This is a genomic window from Aliidiomarina quisquiliarum, assembly GCF_023922585.1.
GTDB lineage: Bacteria > Pseudomonadota > Gammaproteobacteria > Enterobacterales > Alteromonadaceae > Aliidiomarina > Aliidiomarina quisquiliarum.
Genome location: NZ_JAMFTN010000052.1, coordinates 17,676 through 39,410, shown reverse-complemented (window position 1 = coordinate 39,410; position 21,735 = coordinate 17,676). Strand labels below are relative to the sequence as shown.

Here is a 21,735-nt window from a genome sequence, read left to right as displayed (position 1 = left end):
CCTCAAACCTCTATGAAAAAAAGTTGAACAGGGCAATCGCAATGGTTAAGCCAATAACTGGCACCACAACGGTTACCGCTCCAACCGCCCAGTAAGCGTCGCTGTGTTTTTCATTACAAATTGCACGAATAGTTGTCACCACATAACCATTGTGGGGTAACGAGTCGAGGGCACCGGAAGAAATAGACACCACCCGATGTAATTGTTCAGGGTTTACGCCTTGATCAAGATAGTGCGGGGCTACTTCAGGTAATGCGATAACTTGCCCACCCGAAGCCGACCCTGTTAAGCCGGCTATCACGCTTACGGCTATAGCCGCACCCACTAGCTCATTACCCGGAATAGATGTCATGGCAGCCACCGCCACGTCGAACGCTGGTGTTACTTTGGCAACACCGCCAAAGCCCACCACTGCCGCCGTGTTACCAATTGCGATAAGCGCGCCCGTGGTGGCGCTACCTAAAGCTTCTTGCATGTCGCTAAAGAAGGACCAGTTAATTGCCATAATGGCAAGCACGCCACCGGTTAAAGCCACAATTAAGGCTTTTTGCGCTAAGGCTTCATGAAAGGCGAACGACAGCCCAAGAACAACTAGCAGAGGTAATATGCCGGTAACTGGGTGCGGTAATTTACGCTCTACTAATATCGGATCGCTGGCTCGGGTCACAAAGCTTTCACCGCGGCCAACGGCTTTTTTAATCATGGCCATAAGCCACCAGTAACCAACAATAAACATAATAACTGCTACTACTAGGCTTACTTCCCAAGCCGCCCAAGGTGACGTACCTAAATATTGCACGGGTATCCAGTTTTGAATTTCAGGTGAGCCTGCTGAAGTCATGGTAAAAGTAACCGAGCCAAAAGCGAGTGCTGCGGGTATAAAGCGCCGCGGCAAGTTGGCGTCTTTAAATAAGCTAAGTGCCATGGGGTACACTGAAAATGCCACCACAAATACGCTCACCCCACCATAGGTTAAAATCGCACAAGCCAACACCACCGCTAAAACGGCTTGGTTTTTACCCAGTTTATTAATAATCCAGCCTGCCACGCTGTCTGCTGCGCCGGTATCTTCCATAAACTTACCGAAAATAGAGCCTAGTAAAAACATTAAAAACCAGGACGCAACAAAGCTTGAAAAACTATTCATATAGCTGTCGACAAAGTTTATGTCGCCAACAAAAACCGGAACTTGGGCTGTCATTGCCACGAACAAAGCGCACAAAGGTGCACTAATAAATAAGTTCCATCCACGCAATGTTAGTATGATCAACAGCACTAAGCCGCCCACTAAACCCAACATACTCAACATATTAGCCTCTCTTTTATTCTTTTTGTGTGCATGCAACCTAAGCTGTTACACGGTTTTACAGTAGGCTGTATTGTTATTCAGGACGGCGCTCATACCCATAGTACTATGGTACAGGTCACAAACTGCTGGCTTTAGGCTAAAGTTTGTTCGCATACAATAAAAGTCCCTGGCTAATAGCCGGGAGATAGCGAACCCAAGGGGAAAGAAACATGAGACAAGTAACCTTCAAACGCTCACTGTGCGCTTTAGCGGTTACCGCTGCTATGGCGGGTATGATGGCAACAGCTGTCGCACAAGAGCAAGAGGCCAACGAACAAGGCAAAACTGAAGCTCGCACGCTAGAGCGTATTGAAGTTACCGCACGGCGCACCATAGAAAGTATTCAAGACGTGCCTGTAGCAGTAACTTCTATTAGCGACAAAGACCTACAAGAGCGTGGTATTTCAACCATTCTTGAAGTAGCCCAATTTTCACCAAACACTACGCTGCAGCAAAGCCGTGGTACGAACTCTACCATTACCGCATTTATTCGTGGCGTAGGCCAAGAAGACCCATTATGGGGCTATGAGCCGGGCGTGGGTATTTATATTGACGACATTTATGTTGCTCGCCCACAAGGTGCCGTACTCGACATTCTTAACGTTGAGCGGGTAGAAGTGTTACGGGGTCCACAAGGTACGCTTTACGGCAAGAACACTATTGGTGGTGCTGTTAAGTATGTAACGCGCCGCATGTCGGGCGAACGTGAGTTTTTTGCTTCCGGTACTGTGGGAAGTTTCAATCAACGCGATCTAAAACTGACGGGTGAAATTCCACTGATCGACAACACCCTTTATTTCGGTTTTGGTTACGCCAACCTACAACGCGACGGTTATGGTAAATTCCTTACTAGCGCATTGCCTAACCAAGACATGCAAAACTACGATAAAGACTTACAAGCCATGCGCGGTACCGTTGAATGGTACCCGTCGGAAGACGTGTTTGTACGCCTTGCCTACGACCGCACCGATGACAAGTCGAACTCGAAAGGTGGTTACCGTTTACTGCCAAGTATTGTTACCAATGCGCCTGTACCAGACAGTATTTATGATTCATACACCAGTTTACCCACCGAGAACAAAGTGGAAACCGAGGGGGTTAGCTTAACGGTTGACTGGGAATTCAGCGACGCTATTACATTACGTTCAATTACTTCTCGGCGTGAAAACTACTCGCCAGTTAACATTGACTTCGACAACACCTCCGAGCGAATTTTCGACGTACCTGCCATATACGAAGACAAATGGTTCACCCAAGAGTTTCAAATGAATTATCGTACCGACAACCTAACAGTTGTGTCGGGCGTGTACTACTACGACGCCGAGTCGTGTGGTGTATTTGACGCAATTCTTGAAGTGTTAGGCCAAGGTGCCTTTGGTACCCCTGGTTTAACCCGTGAGGTTGCTGGTTGTTCCGACAGCACCAGCCAAGCTGCCTATGCTCAGGGTACCTATAACTTAAGCGACAAGTGGTCAGTAACCGCCGGCTTGCGTTATACCCGTGATAAGAAAGAAGCTTTAGTACGAAACGGCTTGGTATTCGATACTATTTACCCTGAGTCGGGCTGGATTCCTGGCTATGTACGCGACCCTTCGGTGGGCACGCCCGTGGTACTCGATGACAGCAAAACATGGAACAAGCTAACGCCACGCGTTGGGGTTGAATACCGCCACAGCCGCGACACTATGTTCTATGCAAGTTTTGGCCAAGGCTTTAAGTCGGGTACCTTTAACCCTCGAGCAGAAACTGCAGAGCCGGCAGCTAACCCGGAAGACGTATATTCATACGAAATTGGGGTGAAAAGCGACGTGACGAATAGCTTGCGGGTGAACGCCACCGCATTCATGTTAGACCACAAAAACCGTCAGTACGTGTCGGTTATTCCAGACCCTAACGATGCCACAGTACTGAACCAGCGCTTAGCGAACGTAGGTACTTCGGACGCAACAGGTTTTGAATTAGAAGTCACCTGGATTGCCTCCAATAACCTAGCCATCTACGGTAACTTGGGGCTAATTGACGCAAATTTTAGTAACGTAATGAGTTTCGACGCGCAAGGTAATCAAATTGATATTACCGACAGCTTCGTTATTACCAATACACCTAAAACCACTGCCAATATTGGCTTTAGCTACGACACCACCCTCGCTAATGGCGACCTAGTGTTCAACGGTAACTACAGCTACCGCAGCAGCTACGGCTTAAACGAGCTCGACAACCTGCTAACTCAAGACGCCTACGGCATGCTAAACCTTGGGATTAACTGGTATAGCGCAAATGGCAAATGGAACGTGGGCCTACACGGCAAAAACCTTACTCAAGAAGAATTCTTAGTAGGTAACTATGCCTTCTTAAGCCCAGACCCTGCTAACCCTGGCCAGTTCTTACCTGGTCTTGGTGGCGACACAACGTTAATCGGCTACTACGGGGAACCACGCACTGTTTCTCTAACTGTTGGTTACCGTTTCTAAGCATGTAACATAGTTCTCTGGTTAACCTTTAGCCACCACCCCTATGGGTTGGTGGCTTTTTTCTTGCTGCGGTTCCAGTTGCGGTTCGGCGGTGCTTCGGGTACAACATTAGGCCTATACTTGAATGAATACATGGAACAACATGGCTAGAGCTGTAATTGCTGATGACCACCCTCTATTTCGTGCCGCTCTTAAACAAGCGCTGTCAGAAACCTTAAGTGGCGATGTTTTGGAGGCGGAAAGCTTTCCTGCGCTACAAGAGTTACTTGAGCGTGAGCGACAAATTGAGTTGGTACTATTAGACTTAAATATGCCAGGTAACCAAGGCTTAACCGGGTTAACTGCGGTGCGTAATTTATTTCCCGACATTTTAGTTATTATTGTGTCGGCCAACGAAAGCCCCGACGTTATTCGCCGAGCTATGGCCTTTGGTGCCAGTGCTTATGTACCTAAGTCGGCGCCCTTACCCATGATCAAAGAAGCAGTTGAAATTGTTTTAAATGGGGACAATTGGCTACCGGAACACTTGCGCCAAACACCCGCCAACGAACCTGATGCAGAAAGCGAAGACTTTGCCTATAGGCTAGAACAACTTACCCCACAACAGTTTAAGGTGCTTAGCTGTATTGCTGACGGCCTGTTGAATAAGCAAATTGCCTGGGAATTACAAGTTCAAGAAACCACAATAAAACAGCACGTGTCGGCAATTTTACGCAAGCTTGGTGTTATAAACCGAACGCAAGCGGGGGTAATTTTTAAAGACATGCTACGCGCTGGCGAAGAAGACTCAAACCCGCAGTCGTTTGATTAACCGCTTTAATGCTATTTTCTTTACTGGCTTAGGCAAAAATAAGGCCCGTGCTTCTACTACTTCTTCCCGTATGGCTTCATTTGGGTCCGCCGTGTTAACAATAGCAGGTATCGTTTTATTCCACTTTACCCGCATGCGCCGAATTACATCAACGCCTATTTCACCGTCGTCTAAATGATAGTCAACCAACATAAGCTCTGGCATTTCAGTAAGCGCTAAGGCTTCTGCTGGCGTATGGCAAGCTGAAACAATTGCCCCCCAGTCGGCAAGTAGCGACGACAAAGCTTCGCGCACTGCGCGGTCGTTATCAATTACCATCACCCGCTTACCCTTTAATAGCGCTGTTGAAGGCTCGTGGATGGCTTGCACTAACTGAGGCTTACTAATTTTTTGCCAGCCAACCACAGGAATACGCACGCTAAAACAAGTGCCTTTATTAGGGATAGACTGCAAACTAATAGGCATATTTAACAATCGGCACATACGCTCAACAATGGCTAAACCCAAACCTAAGCCGGGGTTTTCAGCTTTCTTGTCGAGCTGGTGAAACTCATCAAATATTTTTTCTTGCTGCGCTAAAGGAATACCCCGCCCCGTGTCGATCACTTGCACTTCAACATAACCACCACGACGACGTACTCCAAATAGCACTTTGCCGCTGTTGGTATAGCGCACCGCATTTGATAACAGGTTTTGTAACACACGGCGTAATAATTTCGCGTCGGTTAACACCACCGCCGACGAGTCTGCCACATTAAATTGCAACCCTTTTTCGGCTGCAAGGGCACGGCTGCTTTCTACTAAGGGCAGCATAATGTCGGCCAGTGGAATTCGGCGTAAGTCGGGCTGTAATTTGCCAGAGTCTAGCTTGGTCATTTCCAATAGCATAGTTAGCAGCTCTTCAGCATTTTGTAACGAGCGCTGAATTTGCTGAGCAAAGTGCAACGACTCTCCTTCACTGCGCTTTTCCAGCATTTCACAAAATAAAATAGCAGCATTAAAGGGTTGCATTAGATCGTGACTAGCCGCAGCAAAAAAGCGTGACTTGCTGGCATGGGCTTGCTCTGCGGCATGCTTTGCTTCTAACAGCTGGTGCGTGCGTTCCGACACCCGCTGCTCTAGCTCAAGGTTAATACGCTTTAATTTTTCTTGCGCTTCCACTAATTCGGTTACATCGGTGTAAGTAGTCACAAAGCCGCCATCGGGCATTGGCGAGCCTTGCAATTCAATTACTAACCCGTCGGCCTGGCTACGCTGATAACGGTAAGCGCTGCCAGAGCGCAAATAGTCGAGCCGCTTTTCAATTTCGGCGTCAATGTCTTCGTTCGGCACACCAAACAAACCACGGCTGGCGTTATACCGCAGTATGTCGGCTACCGACATGCCCGCCTGAATAAAACCTTCTGGATATTCAAATATGGTAAGATAACGGCGATTCCATGCCACTAAACGCAAGTCTACGTCGATTACACTGATACCTTGAGGAATGTTTTCGACAGAGGCTTGTAATAGTTCGCGGTTAAATCGGTACAGTTCCGACGCTTCGGAGGCCCAGTCAACCACTTCTTCAACCGACACATGCGACTGCCGCGCTAAAGCGTCGATCAGCAACCGGCTAGCAGCACTACCTATTGCCCCTGCAAGTTCTCGTTCAATACGCAGTAACATTAATGCCGGCACCATGCCTTCACTCGGCGCAGAACCTATAGCCACCCCTAAACGCTTATCAAGCCGGGTGGCGTCGCGCTGATCAATAAAGCGCGCCAAAACACTACGCAACCGCCCCCAGGTTACGTTTCGTTCTAAGGCACCCGCATGGCTAGAGCGCCCCGGATTAACAAACCGTTGCGCGTTATGGCGTTCGTGCACCGGTACCTTTGTTAACAACGACACTATTACATACAAGGCTATATTAATGCCTAAGCTTAACCATACACCTTGGTTTATATCCGTGTCGGTAAGTCGCGCTAGAGAGTCGTTGGCGGAAAGTTGTAACGACGGCAATAGCAGTAAGTAAATCCATAGTGCGGAGCCCGCAACAAGGCCGGCAACTACACCATACTTATTGGCTCGCTCCCATAGTAAACCACCTATTAAAGCAGGAGCCGTTTGCGCCATCAGCGCCATTGCAATTAACCCATTACTTACCAATGGCATGCCAGTTTGAGTGGCCACGTGATAAAAGTAGGCCAGCAAAATAATGCCCACCATAATTAGCCGGCGAATAGTTAACACCAACCCTGGCGTTAAACTTAAAGCTAAGTTTTTGCTCGAGCGAAATTTAAGCCACATGGGGGTTATTACGTCGTTAGAAATCATTATGCTTAACGATAGCGTGGCCATAATAACCATACTGGTGCCCGCCGCTAAACCGCCAATAAAAGCAATTAAGGCGATATCTGGGCGCTCGGCAAAAATAGGCAACGCCAGCATAAAAGTGTCTTGATAACGAAACTCTGGTACCAGCAAGCCACCAGCAAGGGCAATAGGCAAAATAAAGAAATTTATAGCAAATAAATAAAGTGGAAAGCCCCAACGGGCCGTACGTAATTCGTCGGGGTGTAAGTTTTCAACAAAATTCACATGAAACTGGCGTGGCAATACCAGCATAGACAACGCCCCTAAGAGCATGTGAGTAATGTAAATATAGGAGCCATTAGGCTTAGCCACTAAAATGTTTTGAGTTACTGGGTTTTGCGATGCTTGTAGTAATAAATCATTCAAACCATCGAATAAATAATAGGTGCAGAATAAGCCAACAATAATAAAGGCGGCTAGTTTGATTACCGACTCGAAAGCAACTGCGTCCATTAGCCCTGGGTGTTTCTCTGCTAAGCTTAAACGTCTGGCGCCAAATAAAATTGAAAAGCCTATCATGGCTAAAGCGACACCTGCTGAAAGGTCTGAAAACCAAGGTATATTAGTTGATGCTGCACCGGTAACACTCGAGAAACTAGCTGTAATTGCGCGTAACTGCAGTGATATATAGGGAACTAAGGCAATAAGGGCAATAATAGCTACTGCTGCCGCTATGCCATGTGACTTCGAATAACGCGAGCCAATAAAGTCGGAAATAGAGTTTAAGTTATGCTCACGCACGGCACTTAATGTTTTCATTAAAATACCGTGCGCAAAAAGAAAAACCAAAATGGCGCCCGCGTAGGTTGGAGCAAAACTCCAGCCATAATGAACCGCCTGGGTAACTGTGCCGTAAAATGCCCAAGTGGTACAGTGAACACCAAGCACAAGAGTATAGCGCCATGGTTTTGGCGTGTCTTGGCGGCGGCGCTCACCACGGTAGGCAATACTAAACAGTACTAAAAAGTAAGTTAGCGCGGTAAATAAAACAAGGGCAACAGGCAACATAGAAATCCATATCAGCACGGAACAAGTAGATTGGCAATTGGTAGTGCGTTAATTCGTACATTTAATTAAATAGCGCTATTCAACTAGCGACCGTGAACTATTAATACGCTAACCTATAGTAACTAACAATAATAATGGAGCGGCTATGATTAACCTTTCACTATATTCAGGCAGTATACTCTGGCTTGGCTTGTTACTCAGCCTAGTTATGGTGCAATGGCTTGTTGCCAGCGCTAGCAAAGCACGCCAACCCGGGGCAATTCCTGGCATGGCCCCCGAGCAAGAGCGCGCGCATAAAAGCTTTGTATTTCGTGCTTGGCGCACGCACCAAAACACCATTGAAAACCTTGGTACCATGCTGGGAGCAGGGGTGTTTGCTATTTTCACTGGCGCTAACCCCGTTTGGACCCAAGTATGTATAGCCATTATGGTTATAGCTCGCTTTGCTCACATGGTGCTTTATTACTCAATAGCTACAAATAAAAACCCCAGCCCACGCACTTGGTTTTTTATGCTGGCTTGGTTTGCCAACTGTGCACTTATTGTTTTAGGTTTTATAGCGCTGTTTAGCGCCAGCTAAGCAAGGCCTTTAAACAGGATAAAATTAAGCATGAAGTTATTTGTTCAGTCTATTTTACGTGGCTTGGCTATTTTACTGCCGGTTATTATTACTATTGAGTTGTTACGCTGGCTACTAGCTAAAATGGAGGCGTGGACAGCGCCCATACTTTCTTTTGCCTTGCCCGATAAGTGGTACCTGCCTGGTTTAGGAATTCTTAGCTTTCTATTGCTTTGCTTTATTATTGGCTTTAGTGCTCGCTACAAAGGCATTGGCTGGTTCTGGCAGTTGCCGGGCCGTATTTTACTGCGCATACCAGGTAGCAAGCAAATATATGGCATGCTGCAAGACCTTGTTGATGTAATGTCGGGTAAAAACTTTGCCGACGAATCGGTTGTTCTCGTTAAACTCCCCCAATCTGACGTTGAACTCATTGGCATTGTCACTAAGAAAGGGGGTATAAAAGATGACAAGATGTCGGCGTTATTAGCCGAAGACCAGCTTGCGGTGTTTTTACCCATGGCCTACAACGTGGGTGGCTACACTATTATTGTGCCGCGAAGCTGCACCCGCAATATCGACATGAAGCCCGCCGAAGCCTTACAACTTGTATTAAGTGGAGGCCTAGGCACCAACAAATAAAACTAGGAACATTTCATGAAACGAACGGCCCCTCTTTCTTTGGTGCTCTCGGGTTTAATATTAGCAGGCTTGGTGACTACACCTACCTTGCTAGCAGCTACCCAAACCGAGCAATCAAACCAAGGTTATTACCGCGCCCCACATTTAGTAGGTAATAACCTAGTGTTCACTGCTGAAGGTGACATTTGGCTCACTGACCTTGCCGCTTCTGCTCCACAACGCTTAACCTCGAGCGCAGCAGAAGAGCACACCGCAAAACTTTCACCGAATGGCGAATGGCTAGCCTTTGTGGCCAACTACGAAGGCGCTACTGAAGTCTATGTTATGCCTATTAGTGGCGGTACGCCGAAACGTATTAGCTTCGAGCAAAGCCGAGTGCGCCTACAAAGTTGGACCCCAAATGGCGACATTATTTATTCTACCGACCATGTAATGGGCCCTGCCAACCAGTGGGTACTTCGTAAAGTAAACCCACAAACACTACACACCGAAACCATTCCTTTGGTTGACGCTATTGAAGGTGTAACCGACAGCGAAGGCAAACAGTTATTCTTTACCCGCTTTGGCCTGCAAGCTACCACCGATAACGCCCGCGTTTACCGTGGTGGTGCCATGGGTGAAATTTGGCGTTATACCTTAGGTAGTAATGAAGAAGCGGTGCATTTAACCGCAGGCCATGCCGGCTCTGTGCGCAAGCCTATGTATTGGCAAGGCCGGGTGTACTTTATTAGCGACGCCGACGGCACTCCTAATATTTGGTCGGTACCCGCAGCCGGCGGCAACTTTACTCAGCATACCCACTTCAGCGACTGGCAGGTGTGGGACGCTACCCTTTCTAACGGCACTATTGTGTACCAGCAAGGGGCTGATTTACACACCCTAAACTTAACCAATAACCAAGGTTCAGAGCTAAAGCTAGCCTTAGCCAGCGACTTTCGTCAGCGCCAAGAGCGGTGGTTAACTAAGCCACTAGATTATTTAACCAACGTTAGTTTTGGGGGTAGTAGCGAGCAAGTAGTGCTTACCGCTCGTAGCCAAATTGCACTTGCTGCCAAAGCACCGCGCCGGCTAGTGAACATTGATACACCCGATGCAAGTCGCTCGCGCAACGCTATTATTAGCCACGACGGCAAATGGGTTTATGCAATTAATGACCAAAGCGGTGAAAATGAAATTTGGCGTTTTGCTGCCGACGGCTCTGATGATGCCAAGCGCTTAACCACCGACGGTAGCACCTTCCGATGGAATTTATATCTGTCGCCAAACGGCAAGTATATTGCCCACGACGACAAAGACGGTAATCTTTGGTTGCTTGATCTTAGCAATAACAAAAACACCAAAGTATATTCTGGTGCCAATGGTCATTCACCCATAAGTAGCTTAGCTTGGTCTGCCGACAGCAAGGCGGTTGCTTTTGCCCGTACCGACTTAACCGGCTCTCGTAGCCAAGTTGTATTACACTCTTTTTCCGATCAACGTACCGAGGTATTAACCTCAAATAAATACGAATCGTATTCTCCTAGCTTTAGTACCGACGGTAACTGGCTGTATTTTTTGTCTGATCGTAACTTCAAAGCAACCCCAACCAGCCCTTGGGGCGACCGCAATATGGGCCCAATGTTTAACAAACGCACACAGCTATTTGCCGTGGCGCTTAAGCAGCAGGCTTGCTTTCCATTCGCGCCGCCAACAGAAGTATCTCATTGTGACAACGCAGTTGCTGAAGCCGAACGTACCGCCCGGCGTCGAGCCAAGCTTATTGACTGGGACGGCTTAGCCGAACGTTTGTGGCAAGTACCAGTAGAAGCCGACAACTACTATAATTTAACGGTGTCTGAGTCTCGTTTATACGTACAAGCACGCAATAATGGCCCTGCTACTTTGTACCAAATTCCATTTGCGCAAACAGACATTAGCCGCGACAGCTTCGCCAGTAACGTTACTAGTTACCAACTTTCCAATGACGGAAAGCGTTTGTTCTTCCGCCAAAGAAAACCTGAAGACATGTTTGTGGTCGATGCCGGCGCCAGTGCCCCAAGTGACTTAAGCAAATCTCGCATTGCCACTAGCCAATGGCAGCTTGCACTTAACCCGCAGGTTGAATGGCAGCAAATGTTCCACGACGCTTGGCTAATGCACCGCGATTTCTTGTTCGACCGCAATATGCGCGGTGTCGACTGGAACGCCATGCACGAGCAGTACTCACCCTTGGTGGCTCGTTTAACCGACCGAAACGAACTTGACGACTTGTTTGCCCAGTTACTGAGTGAATTAAACGTGTTACATTCGCAAGTGCGTGGCGGTGAGTACACAACACGCGACCATTTACCAACGGCAGCAAGCCTAGCGGCGGCTTTTGCTAACCATGCCAACGGCTTAGAGATAAAACACATTTATCAAACCGACCCCGAACTTCCTGCTAGTGCTTCACCTTTAGCTCAAGCTGGTGTTAAGGCGTCTGTGGGCGATGTTATTACTCACATTAACGGTGCGCCAATAAAACACCTAGGCGACTTAACCACTGCCTTGCGTGGCCAAGTAGGTAAGCAGGTACGTGTTGACTTACAGCGTGGCCGCAGTAGTTGGTCAACCGTAGTTGAGCCGGTTTCTACTTCAAGAGATCACCGCTTACGTTACGACGACTGGGTGTATAGCAACCGTGCGAAGGTAGCTAATGCTAGCGATGGTAACTATGGTTACATTCATATTTACGCCATGGGTGCTAACGACATTGCCAGCTTTGCTCGCGACTTTTATGACAACGTAGACAAAGACGGTTTAATTATTGACGTACGCCGTAACCGCGGGGGAAATATCGACAGCTGGATTATTGAAAAGCTATTACGCCGTGCTTGGATGTTCTGGCAACCGCGCCAAGGTGAAGGTTATACCAACATGCAACAAACCTTCCGTGGCCAGTTTGTGGTATTAACCGACCAGTTAACCTATTCCGATGGCGAAACCTTCTCTGCCGGGGTAAAAACCTTAGGCTTAGGCCCACTGATAGGTAAACGCACCACTGGTGCTGGCGTTTGGTTATCGGGTCGCAATACGCTAGCCGATCGCGGTTTAGCTCGTGTTGCGGAAACGCCACAACATGCCATGGACGGAACTTGGGTGGTGGAAGGTTACGGTGTAGAGCCAGACCTTGAGGTGAATAACTTACCCTATGCCACCTTTAATGGCAGCGACGCTCAACTTGAACGTGGTATTGCAGAACTGCATAAGCTACTCGAGCAGAACCCGCGGCCACAATTAAAGCCTGGTTCCTTAAGCGCGCCTTACGGTGCCGACCCAGTTCGCCGTAACTAGTTAGCAATCACTTACAGCCAAGTAATTATTCCATGCTTGGCTCACAATATATAAGCCCTGCTTGAACCATCAAGCAGGGCTTTTTTGTGCAGGTATTTGCACGCTATAAATAACAATTGTATTTCCGTAAACCACAAACAAAAAAACGGCTCCCTTAGGAGCCGTTTTATTTGCATTAAAGCTAATTTAGCTTCGTGCGTACTGCTTAGAAGCGGTAGCGAACACCGATTTTTGCAGTCCAGGTAGAAGCACGCGCGTTATAGTAAGTTGCGCTACGTGGCGTTTCGTCGAAACCACCAAACGGACGCTTGTAAATGTACTGTCCGGTTGTAGTGTCAATGTCAATGTCTACTAAGCTAATACCAGTGTCGGCGTTACGAACCGTATGGCGTTGATTATCTGTGAAGATAGCTAACACGTTACGAATGTCGACGTAGATAGCACCGCGGTGATTGTTAAACAATCCTGGTACTTCTTGCTCGAAACGGAAGTCGAGGTTGGTATTCCAAGGACCACGATTACCTTCGTTACGTACTGCATAACCTCCGGCATACTTAGTTAAGTTAGCGGCTTCAAGGTATGTAGCAAACTCTGCGTATGTTAACCCACCTTCGTAACGAACGTTAGGATCGTCGGCCCCAGTTGGAATATACGGCAGGTAGTTGGTGCTGCTGTCTAGGCTGCTTGAGCTGCCGTCACCGAAGCCACGGAAGCGGAACGCATTAAGTGCATAACTGTATGGACGGCCAGAAGCACGGTCCCAGAACAGGCTCATGTGGCTTTTATAGCCAGTAAAGAACTCTGTTGTATAGTTCACACTTGCCATGAAGCGGTGCTCAATTTCATACGACGCACGACCTACAGAAGCGTAGTTTTTGTCTACTGCAGTTTGGTATCTGTAGTTCGAGTGAGCGGTTGAAGAACCACCTGAAGTAATGTCGGTTACGTCTTGGTTAGTGTAGCTAAAGCGAACACTTAAACCGTTGTCCCAAGCATTACCCATAGTAAAGGTAGAAATTAAGCTATCGCCACCTGACACGTTGGTTAGCATAATATCGAAACGGTTCGTATTATAGCCGCCAATGGTGTCTGGACGTGGGCCTTTTAATGGGTCCCAGTTTACATATAATGGACGACCGCCCATAGACGTAACTTGATTACCGTTTGCATCTAGCAATGGTGCTTTAGCTAAGTTCGTCCATGATACTTCACGGTCTTTATTCGTATAAATGAACTCGGCAGAAGCAAACCAACCTTGACCTAACATACCTAAGTTCAGGTCTTCATAGTCAAAGGCTAAGCTATAACGGGTGTCGTATGGCATTTTGAAGTTCGGATCGATTGGCGTTGTGTTACCGTCGCCAGCCTTTAGCTCGTCACGCATTTCTTGTGGTACATTGGCAATGTCTGCACCAGCATAGTTGTTGCGGTTATTAGCATAAACAATAGTTACACCATCGTTTGAATAGGCGTTTGAAATCCAAACATTCGGACGACCACCAGCAAATAAGCCAACACCACCACGAACGGTTAAGTTATCTGTCCACTCGTAGTTAAAGCTAAAGCGTGGTAATAACAAGTCGATACCGTCGAGGTTATTGGTATTTTCAAAGCCATAACGGTCGAAGAAGTTTTGGTTATAAGCAGGTCTGTCATTCGAGAAGTAACGCTCATAACGTAAACCGAAGTTTAGTGTTAAGTCCCAAGTAACGTCCCAAGAGTCTTGAACATATAATGCTGTGCTGCCATAACCGAACTCTGCGGCACCGTCATTAGCGTTGTTAGTGTAGGCGTTTTGATACTGAATTCGGCTAGCAAATTGGTTTTCAAAGTCAGCCAAGCTGTCAAAAGTAAACTCACCTAATGAACGCTGAACGAACGCATTGAACACGTCAATTTTCTGGTGTTCGATACCAAACTGAATGTTATGCGCGTCTAACAAGTACTCGGCGTGCAATTGAATTTCAGTAGTTTTGGTGTCTAGTTTGTTTAAGTGACGTGAATAGTCAGGACCAATATTGATTTGACCTTCACCACCTGCTGGGTTTTCTGCGTCGGTAAAGCGAACAGTAACGTGACCCATTTCTTTGCCTAATGAAGGCATTTGGTCGGTTTTCACGTCTTTAATCGAAGCTTTGAACTCTGTGCTGAAGTTGTTTGTCCAGTTAGAGAACAACTGCATGGCAAAGTTGTCCATGGTTTGTGTACGTGTGTACCAATGCGAGTTTAAGTTCAGGTTGGTGTTACCACCTGTTCTGGTGTTATTCGCAGCTTCGTCATCGGCACGCTGGTAAGTAAACGCAGCACGGTGGTCGTTGTTAATGTTCCAGTCTAACTTCAGTAAGTACTTTTCGTCTTTCTGATCAGGCTGTACATTCCAGTCACCGGCGTTTACGCCATAAACATCACGGGCAATACGCTGTACTTCGCTAATAACGCTTGGGTCAATGTCTTTTGCTTCAATAGCACTTGAACCGGCAGGGCCTTGTGCAATTGATGTTGGCTCTTTATATTTTTCAAAGTTAGCAAAGAAGAACAAACGGTCTTTAATCAATGGTCCACCGACACTAAAACCAATGCTTTCTTCTTTATAGTCAAGCTCTGGTGCGTCACGGTTTGGTTCGTAACGGCTTACTTTTGGTGAGCCAGCTAAGTTGTCGCCAGCATACTCATAGAATAAAGAGCCGAAGAACTCGTTGGTACCTGAACGAGTTACCGCGTTAATACGTGCGCCAGTAAAACCACTGTAGCGCGCATTAAATGGCACTGATTGAATTGAAACCTGCTCAATGGCGTCGATAGAAATAGGCGAACGGTTGGTTGGGTAACCACCCGAGTTCAAGCCGAAGTCGTCGTTTTGGCCAATGCCGTCAACTGTAATGCTGTTGTAGCGTGGGTTATTACCACCAACCGTTAGTGAGCGGTTATCGTCACCAAGGTCTGTAGCTAATGGGTTTTGTCGTACAATATCTTTCAAGTCACGGTCAAAAGTAGGTAGTGTTTGAATTTCACTTTCGCCCCATGTGCTTGATGAGCCAGCTTGCAACGAGGTGAAGTTCACTGCACGACCAGTTACTGCAATACGCTCATATTTTTCAACGCGTGGTTCAAGCTGTGCGTTTAAACGGTATGAATCACCTAACTGTAAGAAAATGTCTTCCAGCGTTTGCCCTTCAAAAGTGTCCGACTCGATTCGTACACGGTAGGGGCCACCAACACGTAAGCCACCAGCAACAAACGCACCTGCTTCGTTTGTTACCGCTGTTGTACGCGTTCCTGAAGGAACGTGTTCTATTATAATGCGTGTATCTGCGATTACTTGGCCCGCTGGTCCAACAATCTGTCCTCGCATTGAAGACGATGTTTGCGCCATAGCGACACCAGAAAGACCCACAGTAAGCGCTACTACGGTCGCTATACGGGTCAGTTTCATTTTAATCATGCGATTTACCTGAATAGTTGTGTGTGAAAACTAGGAGCTTCTATGAACTATGCCGCAGGGTGAGTACCACCTATCATCACCCTCAAGAACTAGAAACATGCGTATTCTATGATAAATTTTGTACAGTTTCATGTTTATTATGAGTTTTTGAAACCACTAACTGAAGTTAACTCCTTTGTAATCTTTAAAAGCCCATAGTAAATGTAGATGGTGATAGAAATATGACAAAGTTAATTTAATTAAGAAAGTGGATTTTCTAATAGATAAGTAGATATCTCGGCAATAAAGCTTGCGCCATAACGAGCTAATTTAATTTTACCAACACCGGACACCGCCAACATTTCACTATTCGAAGTAGGCAGTAACAATGCCATTTCTTGCAAGGTTGCGTCGCTAAATACCATATAGGGTGCCAACTCGTTTTCTTCTGCAATACGCTTACGTAGTGCTCGCAAGCGGCGGAATAAGGCTTTATCGTGCTGCCCACGAGCTTCGACTTGCTCGTCGATACGCACCCCTTGTAAGCGCGGCTCGGCCAAAGTAAGCGACACGGTACCACGTAATATTGGCCGGGCTTCTTCGGTTAATCGCAGCGCGCTATGAAAGCGAATATCTTGTACTAACAAACCACGGTGAATAAGCTGGCGTAATACCGACACCCAATGCTCTGGGCTTTTATCTTTACCTATTCCCCAGGTGCTAATTGTGTCGTGATTATACTCTTTAACCTTTTGGTTTTTACTGCCGCGTAATACATCAACCACATGTTGCACACCAAACTGTTGGCCAGTGCGATAAACACAGCTTAATGCTTTTTGTGCGTCTTCAGTACCGTCATATTGTTTTGGCGGGCTTAAACAAAGATCGCAATTCATGCAGGGCTTTTCACGAAATTCATTAAAGTAATTAAGTAATACCAAACGGCGGCAAGTTTGTGCTTCAGCAAATAAACTCATAGCATGAAATTTCTGCCGTTCAACCATTACTTGTGGTGTTTCTTCTTGTTCGTTAAGCATGCGGCGAATCCATGCCGCGTCATTGGGCTCGTAAAACATAATGGCTTCTGCCGGAGCACCATCGCGGCCAGCCCGGCCCGTTTCTTGGTAATACGCTTCCACGCTTCGGGGTAAGTCGTAGTGCATAACATAGCGCACGTTAGGTTTATCAATGCCCATGCCAAAAGCAACCGTGGCCACCACCACATGTAAGTCGTCACGCAAAAAACGATACAGCGTGTTTTTTCTTAATTCATGCGACAAACCCGCATGATACGCCGCAGCTTTAACGCCTTCGCGCAACAGTTTTTCCGCTATTTCTTCAGTGCGCTTGCGGCTGCCACAATAAATAATGCCTGACGCGCCTTGTTGCTTGCGCACATATTCAACCACCTGTGGTTTCTTGCGGAATTTTTCTTGTACTAAATAACGAATATTGGGACGGTCAAAACTGCCTTGCACCAAATGGGGCTGGGTAAGCTGTAAACGCTCAAGAATGTCGGTGCGGGTAACCGCGTCGGCAGTGGCTGTAAGCGCTAAAATAGGTACCCCAGGCAACCATTGGCGCAGCACCCCTAGTTGGCCGTAATCAGGGCGGAAGTCGTGGCCCCATTGAGAAATACAGTGCGCTTCGTCGATAGCGATTAACGATATACGTAACCCTTGCAAGCGCTCTAAAAAGTGGGTTTGTAATACTCGTTCTGGCGCCAAATAGAGTAGCTTTACTTCGCCCTCTTGAATGCCTTTTAAGGTCGCCAACACTTCTACGGGCTGCATACCTGAATGAATAGCAGCTGCTTTTATACCAAGCACCCGCAAGGCAGCGACCTGATCGTCCATCAGCGCCACTAGAGGGGAAATAACCAGAGTAAGCCCAGGTAAAAGCAGTGCAGGCAACTGGTAGCAAAGCGACTTACCCCCACCAGTTGGCAACAAAACTTGTGTGTCACCGCCCGCTAGTACTTGGCGAATAATTTCAGCCTGTCCATAGCGAAAGGTTTTATAACCAAAGACGTCTTGTAATACTTCAAGGGCGTCGTTTAATGAAGCGTCGCTGTTTTCATCAGCAACGGCCGCCACTTGTGCTGCACCATTGTAAACCACTTTAATGTACTACCCTTAATTAAAAAACCTGCGAAGAGGTGTCGGTTGACTTGGGTGAAACTGATTACTATTGTAGGCGTCCCGCACAACAATGACCATGGCTTATGCCCACTACAGAATTAGTCGCTCAAATTTCAAACTATATGAACTCGCAAGTGCCTTTTCAACAGCTATTGGGCTTGGAGATTACGCAATTTTCTGGGCAGCAGTCTGAAGTTCGCTTTCGTTGGAAAAACGAACTGATTGGTAACATGCCGCAACGTATTTTACATGGCGGCGTGACGTCTACAGCGTTAGATACGGCCGGCGGTGCTGTGGTAATTGCTAGTTTAGTAGAACGCTTGGCGGGCAAAGCTTCCGTTGAAGAAATCATGCAAAAAGTAGCTAAGTGCGGCACCATTGACTTACGCGTTGATTATTTACGCCCAGGCCGCGGCGAAGAGTTTATTTGCACCGCTACGATTATTCGCTCAGGGAACAAAGTAGCTGTCGCTCGTATGGAAATGCATAATGAAGAAGGCGAACACATTGCCTTTGGTACTGGCACTTATTTAGTGGGTTAACATGACAACAGACGCGTTTGCAAAACGTACCAAACAGGGCGTGTTCTTTGCTGCTGCGGCTTACAGTATGTGGGGCATTGCACCAATTTACTTTAAAGCAGTTAGTCAGGTGCCTGCACTAGAAATTCTTGCTCATCGAGTATTTTGGTCATTCGGCTTAGTGTTTCTTTTACTAGTTGTGAGCAAAAAAATAAAGCAAATATCCGCCGCTTTTAAAGAGCCGAAAAAACTTGCTTTACTTGGCCTAGCTGCCATGTTTATTGCCTGCAATTGGTTTTTATTTATTTGGGCGACAACCAACGGCTTTATTCTAGATGCCAGCTTAGGTTACTTTATTAATCCGCTGTTAAATGTGGCAATTGGTATGTTGGTATTTGGCGAACGCTTGCGCAAATTACAATGGGTTGCCGTATTGCTGGTGTTAGCTGGCGTATTGTTACAACTATTTACCTTTGGCTCTATTCCTTGGATAGCGCTGGTGTTGGCCGGGTCTTTTGCTACCTATGGTGCTTTGCGGAAAAAGCTACCTTTTGATTCATTAACCGGCTTGTGGCTAGAAGTAGCCTTAATGTTGCCCGTAATGCTGGTTTACTTTTTCTTCTTTGCGCAAAGTAGCGCCAGCAATATGTTGCTTAATACCTGGCAATTAAACTTGTTGCTTATACTAGCGGGGGTTGTAACAACCTTGCCTTTATTATGCTTTACCGCGGCAGCACAGCGGCTACGCTACTCCACCTTGGGGTTTTTCCAATATATAGGCCCTAGCCTAATGTTTATCTTGGCCGTGTTTATTTATGACGAGCCATTACAGCTAGAGCGCCTACTTACCTTTGCTATTATTTGGAGCGCTTTGGCACTTTATTCCTACGACGCAATTCGCACCTACCGACTTTTAAAAGCAAACACTGTTAAAGTTGGGTCGTAGGCCATGCACGGCATGACATTAAAGCCAATTAATCAAGCGGCATTAACCGTGCGTAAGCCACCACCAACCACTTACTGCCCGTTTCAAAGTTAACCTGTATGCGGCTTTGGGTGCCACTACCTTCGTAATTTAATACCGTGCCTTCACCAAACTTGCTGTGCAGTACCTGCTGGCCAAGCCTAAAGCCTGTTTCAACAAAGCTTTCATGGGAAGCGCCGGTATGGAAACGGCTACGACCTTGCCCAGGTGCTTCTATTCGTGCCTGCGAACGCACCGTATCAACACTGTCGGGGGGCAGCTCGCCAATAAAGCGGCTAGGCCGGTGGTGATTCATTTGCCCGTATAAACGACGGGTTTCAGCGTAGGTAAGTACTAACTGCTCCATGGCTCGGGTCATACCTACATAACAAAGGCGGCGCTCTTCTGCTAACCGTCCCGATTCCGAGGTCGATTGCAATGAAGGGAAGGTGCCTTCTTCCATGCCGGTCATAAATACAAGTTTAAACTCGAGGCCTTTAGCGCTGTGCAAGGTCATTAACTGCACCGCGTCTTGGTGTGCGTCGGCCTGCTCTTCGCCGGCTTCTAGTGCCGCATGTGACAAAAATTCAGCTAACGGAGTCATACCCTCTTCACCCGTAGCCACAAAGGTTTCGGTGGCACTTACTAGCTCTTTTAAGTTATCTACCCGGGTTTCGGCTTTGTCACTTTTTTCAGCCTGATACATGGCCAGCAAGCCACTGCCATGCAGCACTTTATCGGTTTGGGCTGAAAGCGATAAGTTACTGGTAGCTTCTTCAAGATCGTTGATCATGGTTAAAAACGAGCCCACCGCTGAACTTGCCCGACCCGTTAATACTTGTTCATTTACTAATGTTTGCGCAGCACGCCAAAGGGTAAGCCCTTCATTTTTTGCCGCTTCACGTAATAAACCAATAGTGCGCTCGCCAATGCCACGAGTAGGTGTGTTTACCACCCGTTCAAAAGCAGCGTCGTCGTTGCGGTTGCTGATCAAGCGCAAATAAGCAAGAGCGTCTTTTACTTCCTGGCGATCAAAGAATCGTAAACCACCATAAATTCGGTATGGCATTTGTGCATACAGCAGGCTTTCTTCTAATACTCGCGACTGGGCGTTATTACGGTACAGCAGCGCCACGTCGGTTAAAGCACCACCTTGCTCTTGCCACTGCATAATACGCGACACAATGTAACGGGCTTCTTCTTGTTCGTTAAAGGCGCCGTATAAAGAAATGGGCGAGCCTTCTTCGCCTTCAGTCCATAAGTTTTTACCTAAGCGGTCGTCATTATTGGCAATAACGGCGTTAGCCGCTTGTAAAATAATATTGGTAGAACGGTAGTTTTGTTCTAGCCGTACTGTGTCAGCGCTAGGGAAGTCGCGTAAAAAGTGCTGTAGGTTTTCAACTTGCGCACCGCGCCAGCCATAAATAGATTGGTCGTCGTCGCCCACAATGGTTACATAGTTTTTCGCTCCGGCGAGCATTTGCACCCAGGCATATTGAATTTGGTTGGTGTCTTGAAATTCGTCTACCAGTATATGGCGGAAACGTTTTTGGTAGTGCTCACGCACATATTTGTTGTCGCGCAGCAGTTCATGGGCTCGCAATAACAGTTCGGCAAAGTCGACCAGCCCCGCACGGTCGCAGGCTTCTTGGTAAGCGGCATATATTTCTTTATGGGTTTTATCATTGATATCAAAGGCGTCGATATGTTGCGCACGTAAACCTTCGTCTTTTTTACCGTTGATATACCACTGGGCCTGTTTTGCTGGCCATTGTTTTTCGTCAATGTTTAAGGCGCGCATGCTGCGCTTCACCAAGCGTAGTTGGTCGTCGCTGTCGAGAATTTGAAAATTTTGCGGCAAGCCCGCGTCTTGGTAATGAGCGCGCAGCAACCGGTGGGCAAGGCCATGGAAAGTGCCTAGCCACATACTACGTACATCGCGACCTAGTAGTTTTTCCACTCGGCCACGCATTTCAGCCGCTGCTTTATTGGTAAAGGTTACCGCCATAATCGACATGGGCGAATACTGCATAACTTGAATAAGCCACGCAATACGGTGCACTAATACACGGGTTTTACCGCTACCTGCGCCCGCTAGCACCAGCATGTGTCGCTCATCTGCACTAACAGCATCGCGCTGGCGATCGTTCATACCGTCGAGAAGATGAGAAACGTCCAT

At 47.2% G+C, this 21,735-nt stretch carries 12 protein-coding genes; 7 read left to right on the top strand and 5 right to left on the bottom strand.

What is annotated here, in order from left to right:
• Positions 1–10: 10 nt before the first annotated feature.
• The gene (locus M1L23_RS13775) at positions 11–1,309 is read right to left on the bottom strand and encodes a GntP family permease (RefSeq protein WP_252628012.1); all 1,299 of its coding nucleotides are present in this window, start codon (positions 1,307–1,309) and stop codon (positions 11–13) included.
• Between the two features lie 209 nt (positions 1,310–1,518).
• On the opposite strand from M1L23_RS13775, the gene M1L23_RS13770 reads away from it, so the two are divergent.
• On the top strand, positions 1,519–3,819 hold the full coding sequence (locus M1L23_RS13770; protein ID WP_252628011.1) for a TonB-dependent receptor: 2,301 nt from the start codon (positions 1,519–1,521) through the stop codon (positions 3,817–3,819).
• 142 nt (positions 3,820–3,961) lie between these two features.
• Positions 3,962–4,630 carry a response regulator transcription factor gene (locus tag M1L23_RS13765; protein WP_252628010.1) on the top strand — a complete coding sequence of 223 codons (669 nt, stop codon included), beginning with the start codon at positions 3,962–3,964 and terminating at the stop codon, positions 4,628–4,630.
• Here M1L23_RS13765 and M1L23_RS13760 read toward each other — a convergent pair.
• A complete protein-coding gene (locus M1L23_RS13760; RefSeq protein ID WP_252628009.1) occupies positions 4,607–7,996 on the bottom strand; it encodes a PAS domain-containing hybrid sensor histidine kinase/response regulator in 3,390 nt (1,129 codons plus the stop codon). The two genes, M1L23_RS13765 and M1L23_RS13760, sit on opposite strands and share 24 nt — an antisense overlap.
• Positions 7,997–8,141: 145 nt before the next feature.
• On the opposite strand from M1L23_RS13760, the gene M1L23_RS13755 reads away from it, so the two are divergent.
• The 3 genes from M1L23_RS13755 to M1L23_RS13745 are packed head-to-tail and all read left to right on the top strand — an operon-like array spanning position 8,142 to position 12,509.
• On the top strand, positions 8,142–8,576 hold the full coding sequence (locus M1L23_RS13755) for an MAPEG family protein (protein ID WP_252628008.1): 435 nt from the start codon (positions 8,142–8,144) through the stop codon (positions 8,574–8,576).
• A gap of 30 nt (positions 8,577–8,606) precedes the next feature.
• Entirely contained in the window at positions 8,607–9,197 is a 591-nt protein-coding gene (locus M1L23_RS13750) for a DUF502 domain-containing protein (protein WP_252628007.1), read from the top strand.
• A 15-nt stretch (positions 9,198–9,212) separates the two neighbouring features.
• Positions 9,213–12,509, top strand: a complete 3,297-nt coding sequence (locus tag M1L23_RS13745) for a S41 family peptidase (protein ID WP_252628006.1) — start codon at positions 9,213–9,215, stop codon at positions 12,507–12,509.
• Between the two features lie 205 nt (positions 12,510–12,714).
• Here the strand turns inward: M1L23_RS13745 and M1L23_RS13740 are convergent, their stop codons facing one another.
• A complete protein-coding gene (locus M1L23_RS13740; protein ID WP_252628005.1) occupies positions 12,715–15,951 on the bottom strand; it encodes a TonB-dependent receptor in 3,237 nt (1,078 codons plus the stop codon).
• A 239-nt stretch (positions 15,952–16,190) separates the two neighbouring features.
• Positions 16,191–18,050: a DNA helicase RecQ gene (recQ, locus tag M1L23_RS13735; protein WP_420840643.1), complete on the bottom strand. Its 1,860-nt coding sequence runs from the start codon at positions 18,048–18,050 to the stop codon at positions 16,191–16,193.
• A 104-nt stretch (positions 18,051–18,154) separates the two neighbouring features.
• Between recQ and M1L23_RS13730 the strand changes: the two genes are divergently transcribed.
• Together M1L23_RS13730 and rarD are read left to right on the top strand one after the other, a co-directional pair.
• Positions 18,155–18,613, top strand: a complete 459-nt coding sequence (locus M1L23_RS13730) for a thioesterase family protein (RefSeq protein WP_252628004.1) — start codon at positions 18,155–18,157, stop codon at positions 18,611–18,613.
• A gap of 1 nt (position 18,614) precedes the next feature.
• The gene (gene rarD, locus M1L23_RS13725; RefSeq protein WP_252628003.1) at positions 18,615–19,538 is read left to right on the top strand and encodes an EamA family transporter RarD; all 924 of its coding nucleotides are present in this window, start codon (positions 18,615–18,617) and stop codon (positions 19,536–19,538) included.
• Positions 19,539–19,566: 28 nt separating this feature from the next.
• Here rarD and uvrD read toward each other — a convergent pair whose 3' ends face one another.
• Positions 19,567–21,735: a DNA helicase II gene (uvrD, locus tag M1L23_RS13720; RefSeq protein WP_252628002.1), complete on the bottom strand. Its 2,169-nt coding sequence runs from the start codon at positions 21,733–21,735 to the stop codon at positions 19,567–19,569.